This is a genomic window from Streptomyces sp. NPDC003393, assembly GCF_053589015.1.
The window spans coordinates 20,419-34,831 of sequence record NZ_JBSFRB010000045.1 but is presented as its reverse complement, the minus strand read 5'-3'; the positions used below and the strand labels follow the sequence as shown (position 1 = coordinate 34,831).

Below are 14,413 nucleotides of genomic sequence, written 5' to 3'. Positions count from 1 at the left end.
CCCGCCACGCCCCCGAACGGGCCGGGGCTGCGCCCGGGGTCACATTCTCCGGGCGCAGCCGACCGGGTCCGTCCCGCCGAGCTCGACGTACAGGGCGGTCGCCGGCGGGCACCGGTCGCGGGTGCGCACCGCGCGGACCACCTCGTACTCGGGTTTCCGGCGGCCCGAGCCGTCGCACGCGGTCTCCCGCACCTGGCCTCGGCCCGCGCCGTGGACGCAGTCCCCGACGACGGTGCGCGGGCCGCCCCGCCGCCCGGGTCGCCCGGGTGCGGGGGCTCCAGGTTGCGCATGCAGGCGTAGCCCTGCGGGATCACATCGTCGCCGTCCTCGTCGGAGGCGGGCCGCCGGGCACTGATGTGCAGCACGAAGTCGGTGTTCGCCGGACACGGCGGGCCGGCGTCGGGGCTCCCGTCGTGCCGGGCGGTCACCCGGGCCGCCGCGCGTTCGCTCGTGCAGGGCACCTCGGTGAAGTCCGTGGTGCCGAAGGAGCTGCACTCTCCGGTCCCGAGGAACACCGCGCCGTGGCCGGCGGGCCGCGACGCGGCCGTCGTGGGCAGGCCGGCGGAGCCGGAGGGCGAGTGCTGACACGCCGTCAACAGCACCGCGAGCAGCGCGTACCCGACCCCCGCGGCCCCACTCCTGCGCATCGTCGTCCCCCCGGTCGCCCCGTCCAGCGTGGCCCGCCGCAGCGGGGCCACGCCAGACCTGCCGGGCGGTTCGGTCCGTTCGGGGGTGGTGCGCGCCGGGTGCGCTGCGTACGTGTCGTACGTCCGCCGCGCGAGCCCGGCTAGTAGGACAGGCCGTGTCCGATGGGATACAGGACCTGCGTCGGATCGTCCGCCCGCTGCACGGGCACCGGCAGCTTGCCGCGAGGATCGACGCAGCCGGCGATCACCCGGGCGGCGGCGCGCACTTCCACGTCGGTCCAGGAGTAGGCCGCGAGGAAGGCGGGCACGGAGGGGAGCTGGGCGACGTCGTACGGGTTGCGGACGGCGACCGCGATCACCGGCCTGCCCGTCGCCACCAGCCGCTCCACCAGCGTCCGCTGCGCGCTGCCCGCCGTGACGTTGTACGTTCCGACCACCACGGCGTCCACGTCCGCGGCCGCCGCCACGGCCTTGTCGACGGTCGCCGCCGACGGGGCGGTGCCGGTGGACAGCGCGGTGGCCGTGAAGCCCAGCTCGGTCAGCGCGGCCGCGAGCACGCCGGTGGGCGGTCCCGTGGTACCCGAGGGGGACGCCGGATCGGCGCCGACGACGAGGATCTTGTTGTGGCTGCGGCGCGACAGCGGCAGCAGACCGTTCTCGTTGACCAGCAGCGTGGTCGTCCGCTCGGCGATGCGGTCGGCCGCGGCCAGGTGGGCCCGGGTGCCGACGGTGCGGCCGACGCGGGCCTGGGTGGTGTACGCCTCGTCGAACAGGCCCAGCCTCGCCTTCAGCCGCAGAATGCGCAGGATCGATTCGTCGAGCCGGGCCTCGGTCAGCTCCCCGCTGCGGACGGCCGCCAGGACCGCGTTCCAGGCGACGTCCAGGGAGGGCGGGTTGAGCAGTTGGTCCACGCCCGCCTTCAGCGCCAGTACCGGCACCCGGTCGTCGCCGTACTTGGTGCGGACGCCCTCCATGCCGAGGGAGTCGGTGATCACGACGCCGTCGTAGCCCAGCTCACCGCGCAGGATGCCGGTGAGGATCGGCTCGGAGAGGGTGGCCGGGTCGCCGGAGTCGTCGAGCGCGGGGAACTGGATGTGGGCTGTCATGATCGAGTCGATGCCGGCCCGGATCGCGGCCCGGAACGGCACGGCGTCCAGCTGTTCCCACAGCTCGCGGCTGTGGGTGATGACCGGGAAGCCGTAGTGGCTGTCGGTGGCGGTGTCGCCGTGCCCGGGGAAGTGCTTCGCGGTCGCCGCGACCCGGGAGCCCTGATAGCCCTTCACCTCGGCCGCCACCAGCCGTCCCACGGCCTCCGGGTCGGCCCCGAAGGAGCGCACGCCGATGACCGGGTTGGCCGGGTTGACGTTGACGTCGGAGTCGGGGGAGTAGTCCTGGTTGATGCCCATGGCGCGCAGCTCGGCGCCGGAGATCCGGCCGAGCGTACGGGCGTCGGCGGGGGAGCCGCCGGCGCCGATCGCCATGGCGCCCGGGAAGAGCGTGGCGGGCTTTCCGACACGGCAGACGATGCCGTGCTCCTGGTCGGTGGCGACGAGCATCGGCAGGCCGCGCGGCTGCTCGAGGGAGGCCCGCTGGATCCCGTTGGACAGATCGGCGATCTGCTGGGGGTCGTGGGTGTTGTGCGCCCAGGCGAAGTAGATGATGCCGCCGACGCGGTACTTGGCGATCAGCTCCGCGGCGGTGCGGACGCCGATCTCGTCGAGGTTGGCGTCGATGTCGGCCTGGTCGGGGGCGGTGGCCGAGGCGCCGTAGACCCGCATCACGAAGAGCTGGCCGACCTTCTCCTCCAGCGTCATCCGGGAGAGGAGGGCGTGCAGCTTCCTGTCGTCGTGGGATGCGGCGTGGGCGGTGCCGGTGCCCTGGACCGCGAGGGCCGCGGTGAGACCGGCGGTGGCGGCGAGGACGGTACGTCGGGAGGGGCGTGCGGGGTTCTTGGGTCTTCCCGGGTCGTCCGTGCTGGCGTCGTGCACGTGCGCTCCTTCCGGAGGGGTCCGCTGGAGAGTCGGCTGAGTCGCTGAAGGAAACTTCCGAGGAGTCACCAATATCCGGGAAGTTTCTGCCAGTCAAGAGAACGCGCAGCACCGGCATGCGAGGTGAGGGGCCGTCACCGGCACCGTGGGAGGGGGAGCGCCGATGACGACGGGACGACGGGTGCGGTGCGCGGGAGAGGGGGGCCGGCGCTCGCCCCGGCGGCCGGCGCCGGCACCGCATCGATGCGCCCAACGGGCTCTAGTGCTGCGACGCGACCGCCGGCCAGTGGTGGCGCAGGGTGCGGACCGTCTCCGCGATGGCCGGGCGGCGGGCGGCACCGGCGCGCCACAGGGCGTACAGGCGGCGCACCGGCATGGGATCCAGGGGGACCTCGACGACGCCCTCGGGCAGCGGACCGCGGCCCAGGCGCGGGATGAGCGCGACGCCGAGCCCGGCGGCGACCAGGGCGACGAGCGTCGGGTTCTCCTCGGCCTGGTGGACGACGTCCGGCTCGTGACCGGCCGCGCGCAGGGTGCGCAGCAGCCAGTCATGGCAGACCCGGCCCGGCGGCTGGCAGATCCACCGCTCCCAGCCCAGTTCGGAGCGTCGCACGGCCGTACGGCCCGCGAACGGATGCCCCACCGGTACCAGCAGGTCGCACAGGTCGTCCCCGATCACCGCCTGCTCCACCCCGGCCGGCGCGGGCAGCGGCGCGATGTCCCAGTCGTGCGCGACGGCGAGGTCGACGGCGCCCTTGGCGACCAGGTCCACCGACAGATGCGGGTCGACCTCGCTGAGCCGGGCGTCCAGCGCGGGGTGCCGCCGGGCGAGGTCGGCCAGCACGGGCGGCAGCAGCCCGCGCGCCGCCGAGGCGAACGCCGCGATCGTCAGCCGCCCGGCCGGCACCCCGCGCCGCTCCTCCAGCTCGGTCTCCGCCCGCTCCACGATCGCCAGCAACTCCCCTGCCGCCGCGACCAGTCGGTGCGCCTCGTCGGTGAGCCGCACCCCGCGCCCCTCGCGCTCCAGCAGCACCGTCCTGGTCTCCCGCTCCAGCTTGGCGATCTGCTGCGAGACGGCGGAGGAGGTGTAGCCGAGCGCGGTGGCGGCCGCGCCGACGGTCCCGTGCACGGACACGGCGTGCAGGGCGCGCAGACGCTGGAGATCGAGCACGGTTCCTCCTGGGCCAGGTGAACAGGTGAGCGGGACGGTGAGCGCATGCCGTCCGGCGGATCCGGTGAGGGGGCGGGCGAGCGGATCCGGTCGGCGATCCGGTTAGCGATGCTTCATCCAACAGTGCAGCAATCATCGCTGGTGCTTCACGGTCGGCGCGAGTGATCCTCGACGCATGCGACCGCCTCATGTGCTTCTCGCCGTCCTCGTCACCGCCGTCTGGGGTGTGAACTTCACCGTCATCGAGGTCGGCCTCGGCCACTTCCCACCTCTTCTGTTCTCCGCGCTGCGCTTCCTGGCCGCCGCGCTGCCCGCCGTCCTCTTCGTGGGCCGCCCGAAGGTGGCCTGGAAGTGGATCGTGGCGGTGGGACTGGTCCTCGGGGTCGCCAAGTTCGGGCTGCTGTTCGTGGGGATGGACGCCGGGATGCCGGCCGGACTGTCCTCGCTGGTCCTCCAGATACAGGCGGTCTTCACCGCCCTGTTCGCGTTCGCGGCGCTGGGCGAACGGCCCACCCGGCTGCGGCTGGCCGGCATGGGTGTGGCACTCGCCGGGATCGCCGTGGCCGCCGTGGACGAGGGCACCTCGGGCCCCCTCGGCGCCTTCGCCCTCGTGATCGCGGCGGCGGCCTGCTGGGGCGTCTCGAACGTGCTGACCCGCAAGGCGGCCCCGCCCGACGCCCTGAACTTCATGGTCTGGGTCAGCACGGTCCCGGTCCTGCCGCTGCTCGGCCTCTCCCTGCTGACCGAGGGCCCCGCCCGCGACCTGGCCGCGCTGCGCGCCCTGGACTGGCAGGGCGGGGCCACCGTCCTCTACGTCGCCTGGGTCACCACGGTGTTCGGCTTCGGCGCGTGGGGCCTGCTGCTGCGCCGCCACCCCGCCTCCACGGTCGCCCCCTTCTCCCTTCTCGTGCCGGTGTTCGGCATGACCTCCGCGGGTCTGTTCCTCGGCGAGCCGGTCACCGGCCTGGGCTGGTGCGCGGCGGCACTGCTGGTCGGCGGCGTGGCGCTGACCTCGCTCGCGCCGGGCCGCCGCCGGTCCGCGGCCGCCCCGGCCCCATCCGCGGTGATCGGTGAGGGCAAGGTCACAGTAGGTGGCGAGGCATCCCGGTTGTAGGTCCGTCCGGTTCGGACGAAGGTGGCCTTGTGAGCCAACACTTCGACGTTCTTGTCCTGGGAGCAGGTCCCGGCGGTTACACCGCCGCCGTACGCAGCGCTCAGCTCGGCCTCACCACCGCGGTCGTGGAGGAGCGTTACTGGGGAGGGGTGTGCCTCAACGTCGGCTGCATCCCCTCCAAGGCCCTGCTGCGCAACGCCGAGATGGTCCAGTTCGTCCAGAACGAGGCCAAGGCCTACGGCATCGCCGTCGGCGACGACGTCTCGGCCGACTTCGGGCCCGCCTACCAGCGCAGCCGCAAGGTCGCGGACGGCAGGGTGAAGGGCGTTCACTACCTGATGAAGAAGAACGCCATCACCCAGTTCGACGGGCGCGGCACCTTCACCGACGACCACACCCTGGTCGTGGCCCGCGCCGACGGCGGCACCGAGACGGTGACCTTCGACCACTGCATCATCGCGGCCGGGGCGAGCCCGCGGCTGCTGCCCGGCACCTCGCTGTCGGACCGGGTGGTCACCTACGAGAGCCAGATCCTCAGCGAGACGCTGCCGAACAGCATCGTCATCGCCGGTGCCGGCGCGATCGGCGTCGAGTTCGCGTACGTGCTGCGCAGCTACGGCGTGGACGTGACCATCGTGGAGTTCCTCGACCGCATGGTCCCGCTGGAGGACGAGGAGGTCTCCAAGGAGCTCGCCCGGCACTACCGCAAGCTCGGCATCGAGGTCCTCACGGGCACCGCCGTCCAGGCCATCGACGACTCCGGCGAGCGCGTCCGGGTGACGGTCGACAAGGGCGGTGACCGCCGGGTCCTGGAGACGGACAAGGTCCTCCAGGCCATCGGCTTCGCGCCGAACGTCCAGGGGTACGGCCTGGAGAACACCGGTGTCCGCCTGACCGAGCGCGGCGCGGTCGACGTCGACGGCCGGTGCCGCACCAGCGTGCCGCACATCTTCGCGATCGGTGACGTCACCGCCAAGCTGATGCTGGCGCACGCCGCCGAGGCCATGGGCATCGTGGCCGCCGAGACCATCGCGGACGCGGAGACCATGGAGCTGGACTACGTCATGATCCCGCGGGCCACCTACTGCCAGCCGCAGGTCGCCAGCTTCGGCTGGACCGAGGCCCAGGCGCGCGAACGCGGCTTCGACGTCAAGGTCGTCAAGTTCCCCTTCAGCGCCAACGGCAAGGCCCACGGACTGGGCCACGCCGTCGGCTTCGTGAAGGTCATCAGCGACCAGAAGCACGGCGAACTTCTCGGCGCCCACCTCATCGGCCCCGAGGTCACCGAACTGCTGCCGGAACTCACCCTGGCCCAGCAGTGGGACCTGACCGTCCACGAGGTCGCCCGCAACGTCCACGCCCACCCGACACTCGGCGAGGCGGTCAAGGAGGCGATCCACGGCCTGGCGGGTCACATGATCAACATGTGAGCACCGGCGTCCCGGCCGGGGCGGGCGGCATGTCACGACCGCCCGCCCCGACCGGACCGCATACGCACCCCGTACGGCCGTTCGGGGCCGTCCGTGCCGTCCGTCGGCCCGGCGACGACCACAGGCGGAGGGAGCCGGCCCCGGGGGGAGGCGGCACCCTGAAATCCGTTCGACGCCGCCGGACGGGTGCGTCAGACTCCCGCCGTGACGTACATCCTGAACGGGCCGGTGCTGCAGGGCGGCCTCGTGCGGCTGGAGCCGCTGGAGCACCGGCACGCGGCCGAACTGGCGGAGGCGGCGGAGGAGGACCGGGACACGTACGGGTACACCTGGGTGCCCCGTACCCACGAGGTCGCGGACTACATCGACGCCCAACTCGCCCGCGCCGCCACCGGCCGGCTCGCCCCCTACGCGCAGATCTCCCTGGCCACGGGACGGGCGGTCGGCACCACGGCGTACTGGGAGCCGCGCTGCTGGCGGACCGATGACCGGCTGGACGCCGTGGAGGTGGGCTTCACCTGGCTCGCCCGCTCGGCGCAGGGCACCGGTGTGAACGCCGAGGCGAAGTACCTGCTGTTCCGGCACGCCTTCGAGGAGTGGCGGGTCTCCCGCGTCGACCTCAAGACCGACGCCCGCAACAGCCGTTCCCGGGCCGCGATCGAGAGCGTCGGCGCCCGCTTCGAAGGCGTGCTGCGCAACTGGTCCCGCTCCTGGGCGCCGGGGGAGGACGACCGGCTGCGGGACTCCGCGATCTTCTCGGTCACGGCTGCGGACTGGCCGCGGGCCAAGGCGCGCCTGGAGGCGAGGGTGCGCGAGGCGGCCCGGAGGGCCGGGCGGGACGGGACCACGCCGGCCCGTGAGGCTAGGCCGACTCGTTGAGCAGCCGGGCCAGATGCTCCCGGCCGGCGCCGAGCAGCTCGGGCAGCGGGGCCGCCGCCTCGTACCACCGCTTCTCGTACTCCCAGCACAGCCAGCCGTCCCAGCCGCCGCGGCAGAGCACGTCCACGCACTCGGCGAGGGGCAGCACCCCCGCCCCCAGAGGCAGCGGCGTCGTGTCCTCGGCCGACGCGATGTCCTTGACCTGCACGTATCCGAGATACGGGCGGAGGGCGGCGAAGGTGTCCGAGGGCTGCTCGCCGCCCAGCCAGGTGTGCATCACGTCCCACAGGGCACCGGCGGCGCGGTGACCGACCGGGCCGAGGACGCGGAGGGCGTCGGCGCCGGTGCGGTGCGAGTCGTGCGTCTCCAGCAGGAGGCGGACCCCCAGTTCGGCGGCGTACTCGGCGGCGGCGGCCATCCGCCGTGCGGCGAGGGAGTCCCCCTCCTCGCGCGGCAGCGCCGGGTCGGCGCCCGGAAAGACCCGGACGAAGGGCGCGCCCAGATCCCCCGCCAGCCGCAGCAGTTCGCGGATCTCCCGCAGTACGGCGTCGTCGTCACCGGGCGCGGCGACCCGCGCGTACCCCGCGACCCCCAGGATCTCCACACCGCCCGCCGAAAAGGCCTCGGCCACCTCGGCCCGCTCCGCGGACCCGATCCCGGGGTGCACGGGTTCCTCCGGATGGGCGCGCAGTTCGACACCGTGATACCCGCACGACGCGGCCAGCCGCACCACGTCCGGCATGGGCAGCCCGGGAACCCCGAGCGTGGAGAACGCCAGCTTCATACCCCGCGACCCTACCCGCGCCCCCACCCGCACGCCCGCGGCGAGAGGCGAACGGAGGTGTCGTGCCCCCGGCCGGCCCCGCGCGCCCCCGGGCCTCCCGGCACGGCGCTCCGCCACGTCGCCCGTCCCGGGTCAGCCGCGCGGCACCCCCGACGACTGCCGCACCATCAGCTCGCCCCGGACGGCGGCGATTCCGCCGGGCGGGGGGTCCTCGCGGCCCATGGCGATGCGGCCGGCACGGGCGCCCGCGTCCGTGAGGGGGAGGCGGACCGTGGTGAGGGAGGGCACCGCGTCGACGCTGAAGGGAAGGTCGTCGAAGCCCGCCACGGAGACGTCCTCCGGGATGCGCAACCCGGACTCGCGCAGGGCCGCGCACGCGCCCAGCGCCACGGAGTCGTTGGCGGCGACGACCGCCGTGAGCGCGGGGTCGCGGCGCAGGAGCTCCAGTGTGGCCTCGTAGCCGGAGCGGCGGTCGTAGCGGCCGTGCACCGTCCGGCGCGGGTCGTCCTCGGCACCGGCGGCCGCCAGCGCCTCGCGGTGTCCCTCCAGGCGGTGGCGGGTGGTCGTCCGCTCCTCCGGTCCCGCGATGTAGCCCAGGCGGCGGTGGCCCAGGCCGATCAGGTGCTCGGTCAGCCGGCGTGCCCCGCCGCGGTTGTCGAAGGTGAGGGCGACGGCCCGGGTGTCCGGCACGGGGGGCCGGCCGCACAGCACCACCCGGGTGCCGGCGTCGGCCAGCTTGCGCAGCTTCGTCGCGATGGCCTCCGCCTGCGGTCCCTCCTCCACGGTCCCGCCGGTCAGGACGACGGCCGCGGCCCGCTGCCGTTGCAGCAGGGTCAGATAGGTCAGCTCGCGCTCCGGTGAGCCGCCCGTGTTGCAGACCACGGCCAGCCTCTCCCCGCCCGCCCGGCCCCCGGGACCGCCGATCTCGGACTGGATCGCGCTCGCGATGATCCCGAAGAACGGGTCGGCGATGTCGTTCACCAGGATTCCGACCAGGTCGGAGGTGGCCGCGGCCAGGGCGCTGGCGGGCCCGTTGAGCACGTAGTCCAGCTCGTCGACGGCCTTCAGGACGCGCTCCCGGGTGGAGGCGGCCACCGGGTAGTTGCCGTTCAGCACGCGCGACACCGTCGCGGGCGAGACCTGGGCGCGGGCCGCCACGTCCGCCAGGGTCACCGTCATCTCGTCGTCCTCCGGTCGCGCATCTCGTCGGGCGTATACAACCGCCTGTTCGCCCCCTCGAACAAGAGCGTTCGCGCAGGCTCTTGTCCCCACCGCTGCGGAGAGGTTAGCTTCTTCGTGCATAGAAAGCGCTTGCTGCCCGAGCTTGCCAGAGAGACCGCTGGGGCCCACGCGGCACGCGACGGCGTACGGAGGGACTGACGTGACACGCAAGACGGTGCGGATCGCCATGAACGGCGTGACCGGGCGCATGGGCCACCGCCAGCACCTGGTCCGCTCGATCCTCGCCCTGCGCGAGCAGGGCGGACTCGACCTCGGCGACGGCACCGTGCTGTGGCCGGAACCCGTCCTGGTCGGCCGGCGTGAGCACGCGCTCGAGGCGCTCGCGCGCCGGCACGGCCTGGAGCACTTCTCGACGGACCTGGACGCCGTCCTCGCCGACCCCTCCGTCGACATCTACTTCGACGCCCAGGTCACCTCGGCCCGGGAGGCGGCGATCCGCAAGGCGATCGCCGCCGGCAAGCACGTCTACACCGAGAAGCCGACCGCCACGAGTCTGGAGGGTGCCCTCGAACTCGCCCGGCTCGCCCACGACAAGGGCGTCAAGCACGGCGTCGTCCAGGACAAGATTTTCCTGCCGGGCCTGCTGAAGCTCAAGCGCCTGATCGACGGCGGCTTCTTCGGCCGGATCCTGTCCGTGCGCGGCGAGTTCGGCTACTGGGTCTTCGAGGGCGACTGGCAGGAGGCCCAGCGCCCCTCCTGGAACTACCGCGCCGAGGACGGCGGCGGCATCGTCGTGGACATGTTCCCGCACTGGGAGTACGTCCTGCACGAGCTGTTCGGCCGGGTGACCTCCGTCCAGGCGCTCACCGCCACCCACATCCCGCAGCGCTGGGACGAGAACGGCAAGCCGTACGAGGCCACCGCCGACGACGCCGCCTACGGCATCTTCGAGCTGGAGGACGGCACCGTCGCTCAGATCAACTCCTCCTGGGCGGTCCGGGTCAACCGCGACGAGCTGGTGGAGTTCCAGGTGGACGGCACCGAGGGATCCGCCGTCGCGGGCCTGCGCCGATGCCGCGCCCAGCACCGCTCGGCCACCCCCAAGCCGGTGTGGAACCCGGACGTTCCCGCCACCGAGGCCTTCCGCGACCAGTGGCAGGAGGTGCCCGACAACATCGAGTTCGACAACGGCTTCAAGGCCCAGTGGGAGCTGTTCCTCAGGCACGTCTTCGCCGACGCCCCCTACCACTGGGACCTGCTCGCCGGCGCCCGCGGCGTGCAGCTCGCCGAGCTGGGCCTGAGGTCCGCGGCCGAGGGCCGCCGCATCGACGTACCGGAGATCGCACTGTGACCATCCACCTCCCGGACGCCCACGGCGGCCTCAGGCCCTACGAGCCCCGCACCCGGCCGCTGGAGATCTCGCCGGGTACCCCGCTCAGCTCACGCACGGTCTTCTCCGCGGCGCACGTCGTCGCCGACCCGCTCGCCGACGCCGGCCCCGACGCCCCCGCCGTCGTCGACTGGGACGCCACCCTCGCCTTCCGCCGCCACCTGTGGAGCCACGGACTCGGTGTGGCCGAGGCCATGGACACCGCGCAGCGCGGCATGGGCCTGGACTGGGCCGGCGCGGCCGAACTGATCCGCCGGTCGGCGGCGGAGGCCCGCGCCGTGGGCGGACGCATCGCCTGCGGCGTCGGCACCGACCAGATCACCGCTGGCACGCTCAAGGAGGTCCGGGCCGCCTACGAGGAGCAGCTCGCCGTCGTCGAGGAGGCGGGCGCCCAGGCCATCCTGATGGCCTCGCGCGCCCTCGCCGCCATCGCCCAGGGCCCCGACGACTACCTCGAGGTCTACGGTCACCTGCTGCGCCAGGCCACCGAGCCGGTGATCCTGCACTGGCTCGGGCCCATGTTCGACCCGGCCCTGGAGGGTTACTGGGGCTCGGCCGATCTGGACGCGGCCACCGACACCTTCCTGGAGGTCGTCGCCGCCCACCCCGACAAGGTCGACGGCGTGAAGATCTCCCTGCTGGACGCCCGGCGCGAGGTCGAGTTGCGCCGCCGCCTGCCGCGGGGCGTGCGCTGCTACACCGGCGACGACTTCAACTACCCCGAGCTGATCGCCGGCGACGAGCGGGGCTTCAGCCACGCGCTGCTGGGCATCTTCGACCCGCTGGGCCCGCTCGCGGCCGAGGCGGTAAGAATCCTGGACACCGGCGACACGGCCGGCTTCCGGGCCCTGCTCGACCCGACCGTCGAACTCTCCCGCCACCTCTTCCAGGCCCCCACCCGCTTCTACAAGACGGGCGTGGTCCTCCTGGCCTGGCTCGCCGGACACCAGTCGCACTTCACGATGGTCGGCGGCCTGCAGTCGGCCCGCTCCCTGCCGCACCTGGTCCGCGCCTACGAACTCGCCGACGGGCTCGGCCTGTTCCCGGACCCGGTGCTCGCCGAGGACCGGATGAGGAACCTGCTGTCGCTGTACGGGGTGAACGCGTGAACGACCGGAAGCTGTCCCGTTTCTCCATCAACCAGATGACGGTGAAGCAGCTGTCGCTGCCCGAACTGGCCGAGGCCTGCCACGAGCTGGGCGTCGCGGGCGTGGGCCTGTGGCGCGAGCCGGTGCGGGCGTACGGCGTGGATGCCGCCGCCAAGCTCGTGCGGGACGCGGGCCTGACCGTCACCACCCTGTGCCGGGGCGGCTTCCTCACCGCGATCGACCCGGCCGAGCGGGCCGGGGCGCTGGACGACAACCGCGCGGCGATCGACGAGGCCGCCGCGCTCGGCACGGACACCCTGGTGCTGGTCTCCGGCGGACTCCCCGCCGGCAGCAGGGACCTGCACGGAGCCAGGGAGCGCATCGCGGACGCCCTCGCCGTCCTCGGCCCCTACGCGGCCGAGCGCGGCGTGCGCCTCGCCATCGAGCCGCTGCACCCCATGTACGCGGCCGACCGCTGCGTGGTCTCCACCCTCGCCCAGGCCCTCGACCTCGCCGAACGCTTCCCCGCCGACCAGGTCGGCGTGACCGTGGACACCTATCACATCTGGTGGGACGACCGGGCCCCCGAGCAGATCGCCCGCGCGGGCGCCGGCGGCCGCATCCACACCTTCCAACTCGCCGACTGGACGACCCCCCTCCCGGCCGGCGTCCTCAACGGCCGCGGCCAGATCGGCGACGGCGCGATCGACATGCGGCAGTGGAAGGGCTACGTGGAGGCGGCCGGCTACAGCGGGCCCATCGAGGTGGAGCTGTTCAACGACGGATTGTGGGCCAGGGACGGACGCGAGGTGCTGGCGGAGACGGCACGGCGATTCGTGGCACACGTGATCGAATGACGTCGCGGAGGCCCGTGCCGCGCCTCGGCCGGCACGGGCGCGGAAACCGGTCCGCGGACGTCCTCCGGCCGGAGCGGCTGCCGCGGCGCCGCGCGGGCGAGGGCGAGCCGCGCCTCCTCGGCGCCCCGGAGCGGGCGGGCCGTGCCGTGGCGTACCTGCCCGGCTGAAGCCGAGCCGGACGGTCGCCGCGCCGCGGCGGACGGCGGCGGAGGCCGTGAGGGCAGCGGGGCCCGGCAGCCCCTGAAGTCCCCGCGAAAAAATCCCGACGCGCCGTGCAACCCTCCCGGCACGCCGCGTGTCGTATCTGTCATCGGAGCATCTCGAGGGGGATCTGGGGGGATCACAGGAGGGTTCCGATGCAGGGGGGAAGCAGGAGGGGAAAGCCGAGGGGGCCCGGTCCACGGACCAGGCCCCCTCGTATTGTCCGGTCACCCGGCGACCGGGCGGCTCGAACGGCTCAGAAGAAGACCCCGCACCGCAGCAGCACGTTCGCGTACGGCCGGGCCTCGCCGGTGCGCACCACCAGGCGCGCCCCGCGCGACAGTTCCTTCAGGCGCTCGTGCGGGACCAGGGCCAGGTCGGGGAAACGGCCCTCCAGCAGGGCGCGGTTGGCGCCGCGCACCTCCTCGGCCGCCGTGGCCCCCTCCACCACCAGTTCCGCCAGCAGGCCGTCCAGGACCTCGGCGAACGACGGCACCCCGGCGCGGAACGCCAGGTCCACCACGCGTGGTCCGTCCGGTATCGGCATGCCCGCGTCGCACACCAGCACCTCGTCGGTGTGACCGAGTTCGGCCAGCGCGCCCGAGAGGTGACGGTTGAGGATGCCCGCCTTCTTCACCGCGATCCTCCTCGCCCGGAAACGTCGGGTGCGCCGCCCGGCTCCTGGCCGGGGGTGCGGCCCGCCGCGAAGCGGCCGTCGGATGCCGTGGCCCCCGGGTCGGCACCGCACAGCGCGTCGACCTCCTCCGCCGTCGGATACGACTCCTGGGCGCCCGGCTTGGTCACGGCCGCCGCCCCGACCCGGGCCGCGTAGGCCGCCGCCTCCGCCAGGGACGCCCCGGCGCCCAGCCGCCAGGCCAGGGCCGCGGTGAACGCGTCGCCCGCGCCCGTGGTGTCCACGGCCTCCACCTTCACGGACGGCACCCGGGCCGTGCCCTCGGCGGAGGCCACCAGCGCACCCTCGGCGCCCAGGGTGACGACCACCGAACGCGGGCCGCGGGCGAGCAGGGCCCGCGCCCAGTCCTCCGGGGTGTCGCCCGCCTCCTCGCCGCCGAGGATCACCTTCGCCTCGTGCTCGTTGACGATCAGCGGATCGCAGGCCCGGAGCAGTTCCTCGGGCAGCGGGCGCGGCGGCGAGGGGTTCAGCACGAAACGGCTGCCGGACGCCAGGTTCCGTACCGCCTCCACCACCGTCTCCAGCGGGATCTCCAGCTGCGCCGAGACCACCCGGGAGGCCCGCAGCAGACCGGCCGCCGCCCGGACGTCCTCCGGGGTGAGCCGGCCGTTGGCGCCCGGTGAGACCACGATGCTGTTGTCGCCGGACGGGTCCACCGTGATCAGCGCGACCCCGGTCGGCGCACCGCCGACCAGCACGCCCACCGGGTCGACGCCGGCCGCCCGCTGCGAGTCGAGCAGCAGCCGGCCGTGCGCGTCGTCGCCGACCCGGGCCAGCAGGGCCGTACGGGCCCCGAGACGGGCGGCGGCCACCGCCTGGTTGGCGCCCTTGCCGCCGGGGTGGACGGCCAGGTCCGAGCCGAGCACCGTCTCCCCGGCCGCGGGCCGCCGCTCGACGCCGATCACCAGGTCGGCGTTGGCCGACCCCACGACCAGGAGGTCGTAGTCGTACATGTGTCTCCTCACACCGGGCCCGCCCCCTCGCCGGG

13 protein-coding genes and 1 pseudogene are annotated in these 14,413 nt (G+C 73.8%); 7 read left to right on the top strand and 7 right to left on the bottom strand.

The window, feature by feature from the left end; translation table 11 throughout:
• Nucleotides 1-39 precede the first annotated feature (39 nt).
• The 3 genes and pseudogenes from ACWDUZ_RS32010 to ACWDUZ_RS32000 all read right to left on the bottom strand — a co-directional run bounded on the left by ACWDUZ_RS32010 (nucleotide 40) and on the right by ACWDUZ_RS32000 (nucleotide 3,806).
• A pseudogene (locus tag ACWDUZ_RS32010) lies at nucleotides 40-647 on the bottom strand (hypothetical protein).
• Nucleotides 648-787: 140 nt separating this feature from the next.
• Entirely contained in the window at nucleotides 788-2,635 is a 1,848-nt protein-coding gene (locus tag ACWDUZ_RS32005) for a glycoside hydrolase family 3 protein (protein ID WP_451635299.1), read from the bottom strand.
• A gap of 259 nt (nucleotides 2,636-2,894) precedes the next feature.
• Nucleotides 2,895-3,806, bottom strand: a complete 912-nt coding sequence (locus ACWDUZ_RS32000) for a LysR family transcriptional regulator (protein WP_451635298.1) — start codon at nucleotides 3,804-3,806, stop codon at nucleotides 2,895-2,897.
• Nucleotides 3,807-3,981: 175 nt separating this feature from the next.
• Here ACWDUZ_RS32000 and ACWDUZ_RS31995 point away from each other — a divergent pair, with 175 nt between their 5' ends.
• The 3 genes from ACWDUZ_RS31995 (at nucleotide 3,982) to ACWDUZ_RS31985 (ending at nucleotide 7,229) form a co-directional block, all read left to right on the top strand.
• Nucleotides 3,982-4,920 carry an EamA family transporter gene (locus tag ACWDUZ_RS31995; RefSeq protein WP_451635297.1) on the top strand — a complete coding sequence of 313 codons (939 nt, stop codon included), beginning with the start codon at nucleotides 3,982-3,984 and terminating at the stop codon, nucleotides 4,918-4,920.
• Between the two features lie 29 nt (nucleotides 4,921-4,949).
• A complete protein-coding gene (gene lpdA / locus ACWDUZ_RS31990; protein WP_451635296.1) occupies nucleotides 4,950-6,350 on the top strand; it encodes a dihydrolipoyl dehydrogenase in 1,401 nt (466 codons plus the stop codon).
• 204 nt (nucleotides 6,351-6,554) lie between these two features.
• Nucleotides 6,555-7,229, top strand: coding sequence for a GNAT family N-acetyltransferase (locus ACWDUZ_RS31985; protein WP_451635295.1), 675 nt, complete (start codon nucleotides 6,555-6,557; stop codon nucleotides 7,227-7,229).
• Here ACWDUZ_RS31985 and ACWDUZ_RS31980 read toward each other — a convergent pair.
• Both ACWDUZ_RS31980 and ACWDUZ_RS31975 read right to left on the bottom strand, forming a co-directional pair.
• Nucleotides 7,213-8,013: a sugar phosphate isomerase/epimerase family protein gene (locus ACWDUZ_RS31980; protein WP_451635294.1), complete on the bottom strand. Its 801-nt coding sequence runs from the start codon at nucleotides 8,011-8,013 to the stop codon at nucleotides 7,213-7,215. The genes ACWDUZ_RS31985 and ACWDUZ_RS31980 overlap by 17 nt on opposite strands.
• 132 nt (nucleotides 8,014-8,145) lie before the next feature.
• Nucleotides 8,146-9,192, bottom strand: coding sequence for a LacI family DNA-binding transcriptional regulator (locus ACWDUZ_RS31975; protein ID WP_451635293.1), 1,047 nt, complete (start codon nucleotides 9,190-9,192; stop codon nucleotides 8,146-8,148).
• A gap of 202 nt (nucleotides 9,193-9,394) precedes the next feature.
• On the opposite strand from ACWDUZ_RS31975, the gene ACWDUZ_RS31970 reads away from it, so the two are divergent.
• The 4 genes from ACWDUZ_RS31970 to ACWDUZ_RS31955 are packed head-to-tail and all read left to right on the top strand — an operon-like array spanning nucleotide 9,395 to nucleotide 12,697.
• Nucleotides 9,395-10,546 carry a Gfo/Idh/MocA family protein gene (locus ACWDUZ_RS31970; RefSeq protein WP_451635292.1) on the top strand — a complete coding sequence of 384 codons (1,152 nt, stop codon included), beginning with the start codon at nucleotides 9,395-9,397 and terminating at the stop codon, nucleotides 10,544-10,546.
• Complete coding sequence (locus ACWDUZ_RS31965) at nucleotides 10,543-11,694, top strand: dihydrodipicolinate synthase family protein (RefSeq protein WP_451635291.1); 1,152 nt, start codon at nucleotides 10,543-10,545, stop codon at nucleotides 11,692-11,694. Before ACWDUZ_RS31970 ends, ACWDUZ_RS31965 begins: the two co-directional genes overlap by 4 nt.
• 35 nt (nucleotides 11,695-11,729) lie before the next feature.
• Nucleotides 11,730-12,530 (top strand): sugar phosphate isomerase/epimerase family protein, encoded by an 801-nt coding sequence (locus ACWDUZ_RS31960; protein ID WP_451635329.1) that lies wholly within the window; start codon nucleotides 11,730-11,732, stop codon nucleotides 12,528-12,530.
• A complete protein-coding gene (locus tag ACWDUZ_RS31955; RefSeq protein ID WP_451635290.1) occupies nucleotides 12,527-12,697 on the top strand; it encodes a hypothetical protein in 171 nt (56 codons plus the stop codon). Before ACWDUZ_RS31960 ends, ACWDUZ_RS31955 begins: the two co-directional genes overlap by 4 nt.
• Before the next feature lie 290 nt (nucleotides 12,698-12,987).
• Here ACWDUZ_RS31955 and rbsD read toward each other — a convergent pair whose 3' ends face one another.
• Nucleotides 12,988-13,368, bottom strand: coding sequence for a D-ribose pyranase (gene rbsD, locus ACWDUZ_RS31950; protein WP_358868554.1), 381 nt, complete (start codon nucleotides 13,366-13,368; stop codon nucleotides 12,988-12,990).
• Nucleotides 13,365-14,378 (bottom strand): ribokinase, encoded by a 1,014-nt coding sequence (locus ACWDUZ_RS31945; RefSeq protein ID WP_451635289.1) that lies wholly within the window; start codon nucleotides 14,376-14,378, stop codon nucleotides 13,365-13,367. The genes rbsD and ACWDUZ_RS31945 overlap by 4 nt, the downstream gene beginning before the upstream one ends.
• Nucleotides 14,379-14,413: the final 35 nt, after the last annotated feature.